The following is a 15,448-nucleotide window of genomic DNA, read 5'->3' as shown; positions in this document are numbered from 1 at the left end:
TTAAAAAACAAATAAAAATAGAAACATTATGAATGAAATTTTAGGTTATCTCGGTCTGGGCCTGATGTTGGCCCTTGCAGGAATTGGCAGTTGCTTCGGTACAACAATCGCCGGTAGTGCGGCAGAAGGAGCTTTGAAGAAAGACCCTTCCAAGTCAGCAAGTTATATGATTTTGTCGGCTCTTCCGGCTACGCAGGGACTTTACGGCTTCGTGGCTTTCCTGATGTCTATGGGCAGGGATTTTGCTACGGACGGCCCTTTGATGCTGGGTATCGGACTGGGTGTCGGGCTGGTATGTCTGTTCTCCGCTATCCGTCAGGGACAGATTTGTGCCAGCGGTATCGTGGGTATCTCACAAGGACACGACGTACAGACCAATACAATGATTTACGCCGCACTTCCTGAATTCTACGCTATTTTGGCGCTGGTAGCTGCATTGATGGTATAATCCGGATTATAAGAAAATAAGCTCCAGGGATTTACAACTGAAATCTCTGGAGCTTTTTGTTTAAATCCTTGGGGATTCAACTGAAAGCTCCAGGGATTCTCCGTATAAACTTCGGGAATTTTAGACGAAAAATGCAGGGATGGGCGAACCCATGAGGCTTTTGTGGCTAAACTATGATATTCCGTAAACGATTGTTTATGCATATTTAATCAGTTTTTTCGATTAAAAGGCTATTTTTCAAAGAATAATACGTACTTTTGCAGCCGTAATTAAGATAAAGAGATTATAACATAATATGACTAAAGAACTACTTACCCCCGATTACATCTTCGAAGCGAGCTGGGAAGTGTGTAATAAAGTAGGCGGTATCTATACGGTTTTGTCTACAAGGGCAAATACTTTACAGACTAAATTTCGCGATAGATTATTCTTTATAGGGCCGGATTTCTGGCAGGGAAAAGAGAACCCTTTGTTCATTGAGTCTGATAACCTTTGCGCAGCGTGGAAAAAATATGCTGCGTTGAAAGACAATCTCTCTGTTCGTGTAGGACGCTGGAACATTCCGGGGGAACCTATTGTTATATTGGTTGATTTCCAACCGTTCTTTGCAGAAAAAAATGAGATTTATACAGAGATGTGGAACCGCTATCAAGTGGATTCGCTGCATGGATATGGCGATTATGACGAAGCATCCATGTTTGCTTTCGCTACCGGAAAGGTGATAGAGAGTTTCTACCGCTATAATCTGACGGAAACAGACAAAGTGGTGTTCCAGGCACACGAGTGGATGACCGGTATGGCCGCCCTCTATCTTCAGTCTGCCGTTCCCGAGATAGGGACTATCTTCACCACACATGCCACGTCCATCGGCCGTTCCATAGCAGGCAACAATAAGCCGCTCTACGATTATCTCTTCGCTTACAACGGCGACCAGATGGCGGAGGAGTTGAATATGCAGTCTAAGCATTCCATAGAAAAGCAGACGGCTCATTATGTGGACTGCTTCACTACCGTGAGCGAAATCACAAACAACGAATGCAAGGAGTTGCTTGACAAGCCTGCGGACGTTGTGCTGATGAACGGTTTTGAAGATGATTTTGTACCGAAAGGCGCCACTTTCACGGGCAAGCGCAAACGTGCCCGTTCCACCATGTTGCGTGTGGCAAACTGCCTGCTGGGTGAGGACTTGGGTGATGATACGCTGATTATCGGTACCAGCGGACGCTATGAGTTCAAGAATAAGGGCATTGATGTGTTCCTGGAATCATTGAATAGGCTGAACCGGGATAAGGATTTGAAAAAGAAAGTATTGGCGTTTGTCAACGTGCCTAGTTGGGTGGGAGACCCCCGCGAGGATTTGCAGAAACGCCTTAAGAGCAAGGATAAGTTTACCGAGCCGTTACAGTGCCCTTTCATCACTCACTGGCTGCACAATATGACGCACGACCAGGTGCTGGATATGCTGAAATACCTCGGTATGGGCAATCGTCCCGAAGATAAGGTGAAAGTGATTTTTGTACCCTGCTATCAGGATGGCCACGACGGTATTCTCAACAAGCATTATTATGACTTGATTTTAGGCGAAGATCTTAGTGTTTATCCGTCTTATTACGAACCATGGGGATATACCCCGCTGGAAAGCGTGGCTTTCCGCGTGCCCACTATCACCACCGACCTTGCCGGTTTTGGACTTTGGGTGAACAGTCTGAAGAATCAGCATGGCATTGACGACGGAGTGGAGGTGCTGCACCGTTCGGATTACAATTATTCCGAAGTGGCAGACGGCATAAAGGATACCGTAGCCTTGTTCTCGACCAAGACAGAAGCCGAAATCAAGGAAATCCGTAAACGTGCAGGTCAGGTGGCAGAGCAGGCCTTATGGAAGCATTTTATAAAGTATTACTATGAGGCTTATGATATTGCGCTGTGCAACGCCATGAAGCGTCAATTAAGATAAAAGAATTATTAATCAATTAGTTATCATACAATGAAGATTAAAGTTAGTAATGTAAACACTCCTAACTGGAAAGACGTGAATGTGAAATCGCACATTCCTGCCGAACTGGAGAAACTGTCTGAACTGGCACGTAACATTTGGTGGTCATGGAATTATGAAGCCACCGAACTCTTCAGAGATCTTGAACCTGCCCTTTGGAAAGAAGTGGGACAGAACCCCGTACTTCTGCTGGAGCGTATGAGTTATGCCAAACTTGAAGCGCTTGCCAACGATAAGGTTATTCTGCGCAGAATGGAAGATGTATATTCAAAATTCCGTACATACATGGATGTGACGCCTGACAGTAAGCGCCCGTCTGTTGCCTATTTCAGCATGGAGTATGGTTTGAACCACGTACTTAAGATATATTCCGGTGGTCTGGGCGTACTTGCCGGTGACTATTTGAAAGAGGCTTCCGACAGTAACGTTGACTTGTGTGCAGTCGGTTTCTTGTATCGCTATGGTTACTTTACCCAAACCTTGTCTATGGACGGTCAGCAGATCGCCAACTACGAGGCGCAAAACTTCGGACAGTTACCCATCGATCGTGTATTGGACGAGAATGGACAACAAGTGGTGGTGGATGTTCCTTATCTGGATTACTACGTGCATGCTTATGTGTGGAGAGTAAATGTAGGACGCATCTCCCTCTATCTGCTTGATACAGACAATGAAATGAACAGTGAGTTCGACCGTTCCATCACTCACCAACTGTATGGCGGTGACTGGGAAAACCGTCTGAAGCAGGAGATTTTGTTGGGTATCGGCGGTATTCTGACGCTGAAGAAGCTGGGCATCAAGAAAGATATTTATCACTGCAACGAAGGACATGCTGCTTTGATCAACGTACAGCGCATCTGTGACTACGTGGCCGAAGGTCTGACTTACGACCAGGCTATCGAGTTGGTACGTGCTTCCTCTCTCTATACTGTACATACTCCGGTTCCTGCCGGTCACGACTACTTCGACGAAGGTCTTTTCGGCAAGTACATGGGCGGCTATCCTTCAAGAATGGGTATCAGCTGGGATGACCTGATGGACCTCGGACGTAACAATCCGGGCGACAAGGGCGAGCGTTTCTGTATGTCTGTATTCGCTTGCAACACTTCTCAAGAGGTGAACGGTGTGAGCTGGTTGCACGGGAAGGTTTCCCAGGAGATGTTCGCTTCCATCTGGAAGGGCTACTTCCCCGAAGAAAGTCATGTGGGCTACGTTACCAACGGTGTACACTTCCCCACTTGGAGCGCTACGGAGTGGAAACATCTCTATGCTGCGCATTTTGATGAAAACTTCCTCTACGACCAGTCCAACCCCAAGATTTGGGAGGCTATCTATAACGTGTCCGACGAAGAAATCTGGAAGACGCGCATGGTGATGAAGAACAAACTGATTGACTATGTCCGCAAGCAATACCGTGAAACTTGGTTGAAGAATCAAGGTGATCCCTCACGCATCGTTTCCCTGCTGGACAAAATCAATCCGAATGCCCTGCTGATAGGTTTCGGACGCCGTTTCGCCACCTACAAGCGTGCACACTTACTGTTCACCGACCTCGATCGTCTGTCCAAGATCGTGAATAACCCTGACTATCCGGTACAGTTCCTTTTCACTGGCAAGGCTCACCCGCACGATGGTGCAGGTCAGGGCTTGATTAAGAGAATCATCGAGATTTCCCGCCGTCCGGAGTTCCTGGGTAAGATTATCTTCCTGGAAAATTATGATATGCAGTTGGCACGTCGCCTCGTTTCAGGTGTGGATATCTGGCTGAACACTCCGACACGTCCGCTCGAAGCATCCGGTACTTCCGGCGAGAAGGCGTTGATGAACGGTGTTGTAAACTTCTCCGTACTCGACGGCTGGTGGCTGGAGGGCTATCGCGAAGGTGCCGGTTGGGCATTGACCGAAAAGCGTACTTACCAGAATCAGGAACATCAGGACCAACTCGATGCCGCTACTATCTACAGCATTCTTGAGCAGGAAATTCTGCCGTTGTTCTATGCACGTAACAAGAAGGGATATTCGGAAGGTTGGGTGAAGACTATCAAGAACTCCATCGCACAGATTGCTCCCCACTATACAATGAAGCGCCAGTTGGATGACTATTACGATAAGTTCTACATCAAGGAAGCCAAACGTTTCAAGATGCTGGCTGCCGACGGTTATGCCAAGGCTAAGGAAATAGCTGCCTGGAAGGAAGAAGTTGCCGAAAAATGGGACAGCATTGAAGTGGTGTCTTGCGAAAAGACTGAAGACCTGGTGAAAGGCTCCATCGAGAGCGGTAAGGAATACACCATTACTTACGTTATCGACGAGAAGGGCTTGAACGATGCTATCGGTCTGGAACTGGTGACTACTTATACGGCTCAGGATGGCAAACAGCACGTTTACTCCGTAGAACCGTTCAATGTAGTGAAGAAAGAAGGTAACCTTTATACTTTCCAAGCTAAGCACAAGATGGAAAATGCGGGTAGCTTCAAGGTTTCTTACCGTATGTTCCCGAAGAATGCAGACCTGCCTCACCGTCAAGACTTCTGCTACGTTCGCTGGTTCGTATAAGAGCATAAAAAACAGATAATGTGTTTGCGATATGGCAGAACACATTGTCTGTTCAGATGAAAGATATCATCTGCATGATGCAGGCAGACCATCCGTTTACTTTAAACGGATGGTCTGTTTCTTTTCTAGAGCTTGCTTTTTATTTCGGCTGTCCAGGCGTCAATGCGTTCGGCGGTTTTGTCACTCTCGTTCACTTCGTCGAGGGGAAGTCCTACGAATGCATCGTCTACCACGGCGATGGAAGAGGAGAAGGAATACCCGTCCGTGCTGACTTTGTTGCCCAAGAAGGTACACCCGCTATCCTTCAAGTCCTCGTAGAGTACTCCGATGCCGTCGCAGAATGTGTCGCAGTAGGATTCGGAGTCGCCGCAACCGAATAGGGCTACGAGCTTCATGGAAAGGTCGGTGCTCTTCAGTACTTTTACGCCGTCATACCAGTCGTCCTGCAGTTCGCCGTCTCCCCAAGTGGAGGTACCTAGAACCAGCACTTCATATTCCTTGATTTTATCGGCGGTCATCTTGTCAACACTATGTACGTCGGTGGAGGAAACTCCCAACTTTTTGGCTATCTGGTTAGCCAACTCTTCGCAGGTTCCGGTACTGGAACCATAAAAAACACCAGTCTTTTTCATTGTAAATAAAGTGATTAAATTGTTTGCTGCAAAGTAAAGGCTTTGCCGGAGAACGTGAAATACCTACATGTAGGGCTTTTAGTGTTGTGCCGCTCCCCATTTCGGGTTAGCTTGTGGCGTGGTTTATAGAGGTCGTGGCTACCTACTAATTGGGATGGCAGACTCTCTTTTTGATGAAAAGTAGGTATTGCCGGATTGTTAAAAATGAAGGACATTTGTACCGGTAATAATAGACAAGTGTTTATGGTTAGATTCGTACATTCCACTCATTCGCAATTCCATCCTTCCGTGGCTGGTAAGTGGCTGGTGTGGGGGACTTTGATGATGCTTCTTGCGGGGGTGGCTATCATTGTTTTTTCGGTATTCTCGCATGATGCACTCGATGCGTGCTGTAATTGCATAATCTGTACTTTCAACCGTGTCCCGAAGGAAGGGGAATATTTGTATAACCGCTACCTGCCGGCCATCAGCATGGTGTGGGTGGCGTTTCTGATACTTTTGGTATATGTGGTCCGCTATTGCATGAACAAGAGGAGGTAGCCGGGTGTTCTATAGGTAAAACTGAAAGGAGACTATATGAAAAAGATTGTTTTGCTTCGCCACGGCGAGAGTGCATGGAATAAGGAAAACCGCTTCACGGGGTGGACGGATGTTGATTTGACAGAGAAAGGCGTTGCTGAAGCTGTAAGGGCGGGTGAGCTGCTGGCAGAAAAGGGATTCCGCTTCAAGAAGGCGTATACTTCCTATCTGAAGCGTGCCGTGAAGACACTGGATTGTGTGCTGGACCGCCTCGACCAGGACTGGATTCCGGTGGAGAAATCGTGGAGGTTGAATGAGAAACACTACGGCCAGTTGCAAGGGCTGAACAAGGCAGAGACGGCTGCCAAGTACGGTGACGAGCAGGTGTTGGTATGGCGCCGGAGCTTTGATGTGGCTCCGCATGCATTGGCCGAGGATGACCCGCGTAATCCGCGTTTTGAGGACCGTTATCAAGAAGTGCCCGATGCCGAACTGCCCCGTACGGAGTCGTTGAAAGATACGATTGAGCGTATCATGCCTTACTGGAAGTGTATCATCTTCCCGAATCTGAAGACGGCCGACGAATTGCTGGTAGTGGCTCATGGCAATAGCCTGCGGGGTATTATCAAGCATCTGAAGCATATTTCGGACGATGAAATTGTGCATCTGAACCTGCCTACGGCGGTGCCCTACGTTTTTGAGTTTGATGATGAGCTGAACTTGACGGAAGACTATTTCTTGGGTAACCCTGAGGAGATAAAGAAATTAATGGAGGCTGTGGCCAATCAAGGAAAGAAGAAATGATTTTGGTGCGCGGAAGCGCTCTATTTCTTTATCCTTTCATTCCATGAAGCAGCGTCATGCTGAGCAGTACCCCGACCACTATGCAGATGAGGATAAGGAAACAGTTCATGAGCCGTGCGCCCAGCTTGGTTTCCTTGTGTAAGTTCTGTTCAAAGTAGTTCTTGAAGAACAGATAGATGGCAGGTACGGTGGCGCTTGCCAGCAGGAGGTCTTCGGGAATCTTGTAGATGTAGACTTTGGAAAAGGCGATGAGCGCCCAGTGGCAAAGGAACAGAATGACGAGCAGGTTGACCCTGCGCGAGAAAGCCAGCAGTAGCCCGATGGTGAAAACTGCTACCGAGCAGGGCATCACGGTGGTGGTCATCATGGGAAATTCCATTCCGCGTGCCCACGAAAGGAGCGGGTAGAGGAAAGGCATTGCATAGAGTACCCCCACCAGTACTTTGTATTTCGGGTTGCGCTCGAACGGAGTGTAGTCGGTAAACAAATCCCATAGCCACAATAGTGCAATCACTCCCCAGAAGATGGCGAGTATATAGTGGTGTCCGCGCGCTCCGCAATACATCATGTAGTACACGACGGATATCCACCCGTTCAGAAATACCATGTAGATTTTCATGGAGCGTTTTGCCCATAAGGTCGGTTTCCGGTAGAGCTGCGTGGTGAGCAGGATACCTGCTGCGGTGATGAGGAGCTGTGTCCACCAGGTGGCCTCGTTGTATTGTGCGATAGTATTCCAGAATATTTCCATTTGTGTCCATTAAAAAAACGGCTGCAAAGGTAGAGTTTTCTGCCGAAAGAATGAAATCGTTTTCTACATTTTGCCTATCTTTGTGCCTCCAAAAAAAATAGGTAAAAAGATTCATGGATAAGACTTTGACTGAACAAGAGATTGCCCTGCTGCGCAGGAAACTCGATTTATTGCTTCGTACCGGACAGCTGCTGGTGGAGAGTGCGGCTGATACAAACCGTGTTGTTCGTAACCTGAACCGTGTTGCCGCCTATCTGGGGCTGCCGGAAGAAAAGCTCCACATCGACGTAAGTTATACCATGCTGGTGGTGAATGTGAGCGACGGCCTGCATTCGTTCTCCAAATTCCAGAAGTGCGAGAAGCATGGCATCAACATGACGGCCATTTCCGAAATCAGCAAACTGTCCTGGCGGGCCATTGAGAATGACTACTCCCTCGACCAGTATGAGGAGGAACTAGAAAGAATCAAAAACAAGAAGCGGAATTATGTGCCATACGTTGTTGCCATCGGTGCTGGCTTTGCCTGCGGAGGTTTCTGCAAGCTGTTCGGTGGTGACTGGATGGCGTTTCTGTTTACCTCCATCTGCGCTTTTGCCGGTTTTCGCGTCCGTGTCCGTTGTATGGAGTTCGGCATCAATCACTATATGAGTATTGCCATTGCCGCATTGATTTCGACCTGCTTGGCCTATGTGTCTTCTTTTTCCGGACTCTCGGAAACTCCCTATCATCCGTTGTTGGCGTGTGCACTGTTCATTGTTCCGGGTGTGCCGTTGATAAACTTTGTGGATGATATGATTGATAATTATATCCAGGTGGGCATTGTCCGGGCTGTGAATACGGTGCTGATGGTCTGTGCAATGGCCTTCGGCATTGTGATAGCCATGCGTCTGCTGACGGTGGAGGATGTTGTGATTGACAAGAAGTTTAGCGAATTGAGTATGGTGCCTCATGATAGTTATCTGGTGTATGCCATTGCGGCGGCGATAGCTGCCATGGGATTTTCCATGATATTCAATATACAGCGGCGCTTGTTGTGGGTTGTTGCGGTGGGCGGTATCATCGCCGTTTGTACGCGTAACTTTGTCAATTTCGAGCTGGGTTACGGACCGGTGATAGGTTCGTTCATGGGCAGCATGGTTGTCAGCCTGATAGCCGTGAAGGCAGTGCATTGGTTCCATGTTCCCAATCACGTCTTGACGATTCCTTCCGTCATCCCGATGATTCCGGGAGTGTTGATGTATCGTTCGCTTTTCGGGCTTATCAATATGCACGGTGTGGTAGGCGAGGTGACGGCGGTTGTTTCCAACGGCATCACGGCTTCACTGATTATTCTCTGCATAGCGCTGGGGGGAGCGGTGCCCAATATTTTTGCCCGCCGGTATATCGCCAAGGATAGGCAGCGCTTTCTTCAGGAGGAGCTGCAGAAGCGCAGGGAAAGAGGGAAATTTATAGAATGGTGATGTAGGTATCCCGTCATTCGGAGCGAAGCGAAGAATGACGGGATACTTTTTTAAATGCCCTTTTGGGGATTATAGTGGTAAATTACGGTTTCCCCCTTTTGCAGGGATGTCTGTACGTCAATCAGACGCTGGTTGCGGCTTCCCCGGAAATAGAGTTCCTCATCCCTCAGTTCTTTCTTGAATTTGCCGTCCACCAGTACGTCGATGTACTTCAGCAGTTGGGCTTGGCGCGGGTTGCGCAGTAGTTTTTCGAAAGTATAACCCGTATAGCACCAGATGTTTTTCCGGCTCCGCTCCTTGATGGCATGTGCCAGTTGGGTGAATCCTTCCGGCTGGAACATCGGGTCTCCACCACTGAAGGTGACGTCTGCAAAGTTGTCGGCAAGGACTTTTTCCAGAATCTCTTCCGTACTCATCCAGTGCCCGCGGTTGATGTCCCACGACTCCGGATTGTGGCAACCGGGACAACCGTTGGGGCATCCGGCAGCATAAATGGCAGTCCGGAAGCCCGGACCGTCTACTGTGGTATCTTCTAAAATGTCGAGAATAGAAAGCATGAGTAGGGAATTAAAAATTAAAAATTAAACATCGCAGGTAGAAAGCTGAACATTAATCATTAAAAATTAAACGTCAACCATTAAAAATGAAGCTCCGCTTTGCACTGCGCAGCCCTTTAATTTTTAATTATGAACGACCCTGTCGTTCAACTCTGCCAGCTTGGCATTGTTCCAGCGGTCGGTTGTCCCCACCAGGTAGCCGGTGATGCGTTGCAGCTTGTCGATATGCTTGCTGCCGCACTTCGGGCATTCTTCCAGGTTTGGGGTGGAGTTTTCGTGGCCGCACTCCAGACAGCGGTTACGGTTGTGGTTTACCGAACCGTAGCCGATGTTGTATTGGTCCATCATGTCCACTACACGCATAATGACTTCCGGATTGTGGGTGGCGTCACCGTCTATCTCCACATAGAAGATGTGTCCGCCGCGGGTCAGCTCATGATAAGGAGCCTCCACTTCCGCTTTGTGGCGGGCGCTGCATTTGTAGTATACGGGCACGTGGTTGGAGTTGGTGTAGTAGTCACGGTCCGTAATGCCCGGCAGCGTGCCGAACTTCTTACGGTCGATGCGGGTGAACTTGCCCGACAGCCCTTCGGCAGGAGTGGCAAGCACGCTGTAGTTGTGCTGGTATTGCTCCGAGAACTGGTTGGCACGGTCGCGCATATAGGTCACGATTTTCAGTCCCAGCTCCTGGGCTTCGCCAGATTCGCCGTGATGTTTTCCGAGCAATGCCACGAGACATTCTGCCAATCCGATGAAACCGATTCCCAGTGTTCCCTGGTTGATGACGGAAGCAATCGTATCGTTCGGTTTCAGCTTCTCGCTGCCTATCCACAAGGCAGACATCAGTAGCGGGAACTGCTTGGCGAAGGCGGTCTTTTGAAACTCCATGCGCTCGTGCAGCTGGCGTGCGGTCACTTCGAGCATACTATCCAGCTTGGCAAAGAACCGGGCGATGCGCTGTTCCTTGTCTTCGATGTTCATGCACTCAATGCCCAGACGGACGATGTTGATGGTAGAGAAAGAGATGTTGCCGCGTCCGATGGAGGTCTTCGGTCCGAAACGGTTTTCGAATACACGGGTACGGCATCCCATGGTAGCAACTTCATGCTGGTAGCGTTTCGGGTCATCGGCTTTCCAGTCCTCGCTTTGGTTGAAGGTGGCGTCCAGGTTCAGGAAGTTCGGGAAGAAACGCCGTGCCGTCACCTTGCAGGCCAGTTGGTAGAGGTCGTAGTTGCGGTCTTCAGGCAGGTAGCTCACACCCCGTTTCTTTTTCCATATCTGGATGGGGAAGATGGCGGTTTCTCCGTTTCCTACCCCCTGATAGGTGCTTTTCAGCAGCTCGCGGATGATGCAGCGCCCCTCGGCAGAGGTGTCTGTGCCGTAGTTGATGGAGCTGAACACCACTTGGTTGCCGCCGCGTGAGTGGATGGTGTTCATGTTATGGATAAACGCCTCCATGGACTGGTGCACGCGCGATACGGTCTTGTTGACAGCATGCTGCACGATGCGGTCCTCGTCCGTCAGTCCGTCCAACGGCTGTAGCAGATAGTCGGCCAGTTCCTTCTGATAGAGATGGGAATAGTCTTTTCCATTCAGTTCTTCCAGGTTCTTGACTTCCTCGATGAAGCTGTTGCGCACGTAGGGGGCAAGGTAGAAATCGAATGCAGGGATGGCTTGTCCGCCGTGCATCTCGTTCTGGGCTGTTTCCAGCGAGATACATCCCAGGATACTGGCAGTCTCGATGCGTTTGGCCGGGCGCGATTCGCCGTGTCCGGCAGAGAAGCCGTATTTCAGAATATGGTCCAGCGGATGTTGCACGCATGTCAGGCTCTTGGTGGGATAATAATCCTTGTCATGGATGTGCAGATAGTTCTGGGTGACGGCATCCAGAACTTCTTCACTCAGCAGATAGTCGTCCACGAAAGGCTTGGTGGTTTCGCTGGCAAATTTCATCATCATGCCTGCCGGGGTATCAGCATTCATATTGGCATTTTCGCGTGTGATGTCGTTGGACTTGATGTTGATAATCTCCAGGAACATGTCGCGCGTCTTTGCCTTGCGGGCAATGCTTCGCTGGTTGCGGTAGGCGATGTATTTTTGGGCAACGTCCTTACGGCTGCTCTTCATCAGCTCCACTTCCACCAAATCCTGGATGGCTTCCACCGTCATCTGCGAATCCCCCTTGAAAGAGATGCGGTCCGTAATCTGGTGTATCAGTTGCAGGTCTTCACCTTTATCTGTATGCAACATGGCTTTCCGGATGGCGGTGGCTATTTTTTCTTCGTTGAATCCGACGACGCGCCCGTCGCGCTTGAGTACTGTCTGTATCATAACCTTTTATACTTAAATGTGACTATCTATTTAGTTTAAATGCGGAAACAAAGGTATTATAGTTATTGATAGGTTTTACTTTTTGGGAAACTTTTTGTGATTTAAAAAGTGTTAATCGTTTGATAATTAGTGGTATTTTATTTGTAAATGGAAAACTTTGAATAAAAATTACTTTTTAAAGTTGTTCGTTATAGGCTGTTGTTGTATACTTGAGCATTCTCTGAATTTTCAAGTGTCAAATGAAGATAAATCTTTGGAGCGGATTGTGGATTTTCGGATTCTTTAGTTATATTTGTAACGAATTGGTTTATTTAAGGTTCTCAATCCTTGATAATGTCTCTTGTTACCGTTCAATTGTATTGCTTTATTGCCCGTGGCATAGGGGCTGAAGTATCATTATTTTAATAATCAAAGAAAGGATGAATATGGCAAATGTATTTCCTCCGTTTAAAATAGACATCGCTGGAGCTTTTTGCGTACCTCGTGCATTGAAGGATGCCCGCGAGCAATATCAGAACGGACAAGTGAGCCGGCAGGCTTTGCAGGCGGTTGAAGATGCGTCAGTGCGCAATCTTGTGGAACGGCTGGAACAGGGAGGCATGAAGGTGGTTTCCGACGGTGGTTTCCGAAGTCGTGATTTTTTGGAAAGCTGGGAGGGTATCCGTTCCAAAGACGGCCAGTTTTTCTCCGAAGGTTCTCCTTTGGAGGTTACGGAACGGCTCGGCTTGCTCCGGCATCCGGTTCTGGAAGAATTTGCATTTCTTGATTCCATTGCGGGTGGGGAGGTGATGAAGAAACAGCATATCCCCTCGCCGGCAGAACTCTTGACCCAGATTATTCAACGCGTGGAGCGGACTCAGATAGAAACCGTTTATTCCGACATTCGGCTTTTGACGGATGATATTGCTTCCTGCTACAAACTTTTGCTTACCCAACTCTATGATGCCGGTTGTCGCTACGTCCAGTTCGACGGGGTGCATTCGGTGATAATGGAAGATACCGTTCGGCTGAATAACCGTGTTTTGCGCGAGCGTCCTGCAGGGATGTATGTTGCATTCCATGCACCTACGGATATGTTGGTGCAGCTGCATGGGGCCGATGCCTATTTCTTGAATTACGACTGTGGCGCGTGCGACCGCAACCGTCTGCTCTGGTTTATACACGAGAAAGAGGCGGTATTCGGTTTCGTGCTGTCCCATTATCCCCAGGAAGACGAACTGGATGAATTGCAGGCGAAGACCGAGAGCGTGTTGAACTATATCCCCTTGAAACGTTTCACTTTGTGCCTGCCGGATGCGAATGCGCTTCTTTCCCCTTCGGAGGCCGATGAGGAAAAGCAGTGGGAAACCGTACGGTTGGGTATGGAAATGGCGGCACGCATCTTCTCTTGAAAATGCCGCACTTCATCATCCCGAATGCCGCACTTCATTGACCGAAATGCCACATTTTATCAATTGAAATGCCACACTTCGCAAGGCGCAATCAATAGCATTTGCCTTTGCGAAGTGTGGCATTCTTCTTTAGCTTCCGGTGTGTCCGGCTTTATTATTTAACAGCTTCAGCTATCTTTTCCTGAAGTTCGTCACCGTGCAATCCGCGTGCAAGGATAGTTCCTTCACCGTCAATCAACACAGTGTGGGGGATGCTGCTTACGGCATAAAGCTGTGCGCCTTCGCAGTTCCAGTATTTCAGGTCGGACATTTGCGGCCAAGTGATGTTCAGCTTCTTGATGGCTTCTTTCCATGCGTCAGCACTCTGGTCCAGGGATACGCCTACAATCTCGAAGTTCTTGTTCTTGTATTTGGCGTAAGCTTCCACCAGGTTGGGCATCTCGCGACGGCAGGGGCCGCACCAGCTTGCCCAGAAGTCAACAAGGACAACTTTGCCCTTGCCTACGTAGTCGGATAGTTTTACCGTTTTTCCTTCCGGCGTCTGCATCTCGAAGTCTGTGAACTTCTGGCCTACGGCAGTGGCTTTCATTTTCTCAACGTTGTTCTTTATCTTGACGATGGCTTCGTCGTTGTCGTAAGCTGCGGGGATTTGGGGCATCAGCGGGTTGAGGTCTGCCACATCCATGTAGTAATAGTTCTGCTTCAGCAGGAGTACACCCACCGGGTTGGTGATGTTCTTTTTGATGCCGACTTTGATGGCAGATATCATGCTGTTTTCCAGATTTTCCATCTCTTTGCCTTTGGTTTCACGCTGTTCGTCGGTCAGTGTGGTGTCCGACATGGATTCGTAGATGCTCATCATCTGTTTGTTCAGACCGTTGATTTGGGCTCTGATTTCCTGGTAGGCATCATTGTTGGCAGTACCGGTGGCAGAGTTGTTTTCCTGCGACAAGTTGATTATAATCTTGCCGTTTTCCAGGAAGAAGTCGATGGCTGCGCCGTCTTTTCCTTCGGCTTTGTAAGAGATGTAGCGGTTGACAGCAGTATCTTGTGTGCCCTTGAAGGTAAATGTTCCACCTTTGATGACAGCAGAATCCAATTTGACGAATTGGCGTCCTTCCACGGTTTCCAGATATACGGTGTCGCCGTCGGCTGCACCCTCTACAGTTCCGGTTACGGTGTAACCGTTGTTTCCACTGTTACAAGCCGTAAACACAGCGGCTACAGCGAGCAGATAAGTAAACTTTTTCATTGCTTGTTTTTTTAATGAATGATTATAGCTGCAAATATAGTAATAAAAAATCCCCTCCGATATGAACCGGAGAGGATTTTTATAGTTTTAATCCCATTTTTAGCGATAATGCTGTGCTTACTATTATTCGGCAGCAGTTTCTTCAGCAGCAGGGGTTTCTTCTGCAGGAGCCTCTTCAGCCGATGCTTCAGCAGCAGCTTTTGCGGCAGCTTCAGCAGCTTTCTTTTCTGCCAATGCTTTTGCTTTTTCTTCGTTTACTTTCTTTTCTGCTTCCAGACGTGCCTTTGCTTCAGCTTTCTTAGCTTCGTCTTCCTTAGCCTTCAGAGCAGCCAAACCGCTTTGTTTGTTGTTCTTCCAAGCTTCGAACTTAGCGTCAGCTTCCGCTTCGCCAAATGCGCCTTTTGCTACACCGCCCAGCAAGTGCTTCTTCATGTAAACACCTTCGCGAGAGAGGATGTTACGAACTGTGTCAGTAGGTTGTGCACCCTTCAACACCCAGTCAAGTGCGCGGTCGAACTTCAAATCTACTGTGGCAGGATTGGTGTTAGGATTGTAAGTACCAATCTTCTCAATAAATTTACCATCACGTGGTGCTCTTACGTCTGCAATAACGATAGAGTAAAAAGCGTAGCTCTTACGTCCATGTCTTTGCAATCTGATTTTTGTTGCCATTTAATTAAAATATTTTTAGTTAATGATTTGAATTATGCTACTATCTCGTAATAGCGGGTGCAAAGGTAAGAAAAGATTT

General features: G+C 48.4%; 13 protein-coding genes. 7 read left to right on the top strand and 6 right to left on the bottom strand.

Translation table 11 applies throughout. The features are described 5' to 3' along the window. The first annotated feature begins 28 nt into the window (after window positions 1-28). From HUX74_RS14120 to HUX74_RS14110, 3 genes are all read left to right on the top strand, one after another. A complete protein-coding gene (locus HUX74_RS14120) occupies window positions 29-448 on the top strand; it encodes an ATPase (protein WP_005827396.1) in 420 nt (139 codons plus the stop codon). Between the two features lie 295 nt (window positions 449-743). After that, the gene (locus HUX74_RS14115) at window positions 744-2,405 is read left to right on the top strand and encodes a glycogen/starch synthase (protein ID WP_117601379.1); all 1,662 of its coding nucleotides are present in this window, start codon (window positions 744-746) and stop codon (window positions 2,403-2,405) included. Window positions 2,406-2,435: 30 nt separating this feature from the next. Next, window positions 2,436-5,000: a glycosyltransferase family 1 protein gene (locus HUX74_RS14110; RefSeq protein WP_117601378.1), complete on the top strand. Its 2,565-nt coding sequence runs from the start codon at window positions 2,436-2,438 to the stop codon at window positions 4,998-5,000. A gap of 125 nt (window positions 5,001-5,125) precedes the next feature. On the opposite strand, the gene fldA is transcribed toward HUX74_RS14110, so the two are convergent. After that, window positions 5,126-5,632: a flavodoxin FldA gene (gene fldA, locus HUX74_RS14105; RefSeq protein WP_119961500.1), complete on the bottom strand. Its 507-nt coding sequence runs from the start codon at window positions 5,630-5,632 to the stop codon at window positions 5,126-5,128. Window positions 5,633-5,875: 243 nt separating this feature from the next. Here fldA and HUX74_RS14100 point away from each other — a divergent pair, with 243 nt between their 5' ends. After that, complete coding sequence (locus HUX74_RS14100; RefSeq protein WP_174646898.1) at window positions 5,876-6,172, top strand: molecular chaperone DnaJ; 297 nt, start codon at window positions 5,876-5,878, stop codon at window positions 6,170-6,172. 36 nt (window positions 6,173-6,208) lie between these two features. After that, window positions 6,209-6,955, top strand: coding sequence for a 2,3-diphosphoglycerate-dependent phosphoglycerate mutase (gene gpmA / locus HUX74_RS14095; protein ID WP_174646897.1), 747 nt, complete (start codon window positions 6,209-6,211; stop codon window positions 6,953-6,955). Between the two features lie 28 nt (window positions 6,956-6,983). Here the strand turns inward: gpmA and HUX74_RS14090 are convergent, their stop codons facing one another. After that, the gene (locus tag HUX74_RS14090) at window positions 6,984-7,706 is read right to left on the bottom strand and encodes a DUF6064 family protein (protein WP_117601375.1); all 723 of its coding nucleotides are present in this window, start codon (window positions 7,704-7,706) and stop codon (window positions 6,984-6,986) included. A gap of 113 nt (window positions 7,707-7,819) precedes the next feature. Here HUX74_RS14090 and HUX74_RS14085 point away from each other — a divergent pair, with 113 nt between their 5' ends. After that, complete coding sequence (locus tag HUX74_RS14085) at window positions 7,820-9,166, top strand: threonine/serine exporter ThrE family protein (protein WP_174646896.1); 1,347 nt, start codon at window positions 7,820-7,822, stop codon at window positions 9,164-9,166. 50 nt (window positions 9,167-9,216) lie between these two features. On the opposite strand, the gene nrdG is transcribed toward HUX74_RS14085, so the two are convergent. Together nrdG and HUX74_RS14075 are read right to left on the bottom strand one after the other, a co-directional pair. Continuing rightward, entirely contained in the window at window positions 9,217-9,723 is a 507-nt protein-coding gene (gene nrdG / locus HUX74_RS14080; protein WP_117601373.1) for an anaerobic ribonucleoside-triphosphate reductase activating protein, read from the bottom strand. A 123-nt stretch (window positions 9,724-9,846) separates the two neighbouring features. Further along, complete coding sequence (locus tag HUX74_RS14075) at window positions 9,847-12,054, bottom strand: anaerobic ribonucleoside triphosphate reductase (RefSeq protein WP_098032254.1); 2,208 nt, start codon at window positions 12,052-12,054, stop codon at window positions 9,847-9,849. Between the two features lie 419 nt (window positions 12,055-12,473). On the opposite strand from HUX74_RS14075, the gene HUX74_RS14070 reads away from it, so the two are divergent. Next, on the top strand, window positions 12,474-13,445 hold the full coding sequence (locus HUX74_RS14070; RefSeq protein ID WP_117964508.1) for a cobalamin biosynthesis protein: 972 nt from the start codon (window positions 12,474-12,476) through the stop codon (window positions 13,443-13,445). Between the two features lie 154 nt (window positions 13,446-13,599). Here the strand turns inward: HUX74_RS14070 and HUX74_RS14065 are convergent, their stop codons facing one another. Both HUX74_RS14065 and HUX74_RS14060 read right to left on the bottom strand, forming a co-directional pair. Further along, window positions 13,600-14,697 carry a TlpA disulfide reductase family protein gene (locus tag HUX74_RS14065; RefSeq protein WP_174646895.1) on the bottom strand — a complete coding sequence of 366 codons (1,098 nt, stop codon included), beginning with the start codon at window positions 14,695-14,697 and terminating at the stop codon, window positions 13,600-13,602. Window positions 14,698-14,820: 123 nt separating this feature from the next. Further along, window positions 14,821-15,369 carry a 30S ribosomal protein S16 gene (locus HUX74_RS14060; protein WP_117601370.1) on the bottom strand — a complete coding sequence of 183 codons (549 nt, stop codon included), beginning with the start codon at window positions 15,367-15,369 and terminating at the stop codon, window positions 14,821-14,823. Between the last annotated feature and the right edge of the window lie 79 nt (window positions 15,370-15,448).

Origin of the sequence: Bacteroides sp. Marseille-P8574 (genome assembly GCF_902825465.1) — a bacterium.
Taxonomy (GTDB): Bacteria; Bacteroidota; Bacteroidia; order Bacteroidales; family Bacteroidaceae; genus Bacteroides; species Bacteroides uniformis.
The sequence above is the reverse complement of the archived record's forward strand: the minus strand, read 5'-3'. Positions and strand labels throughout refer to the sequence as shown.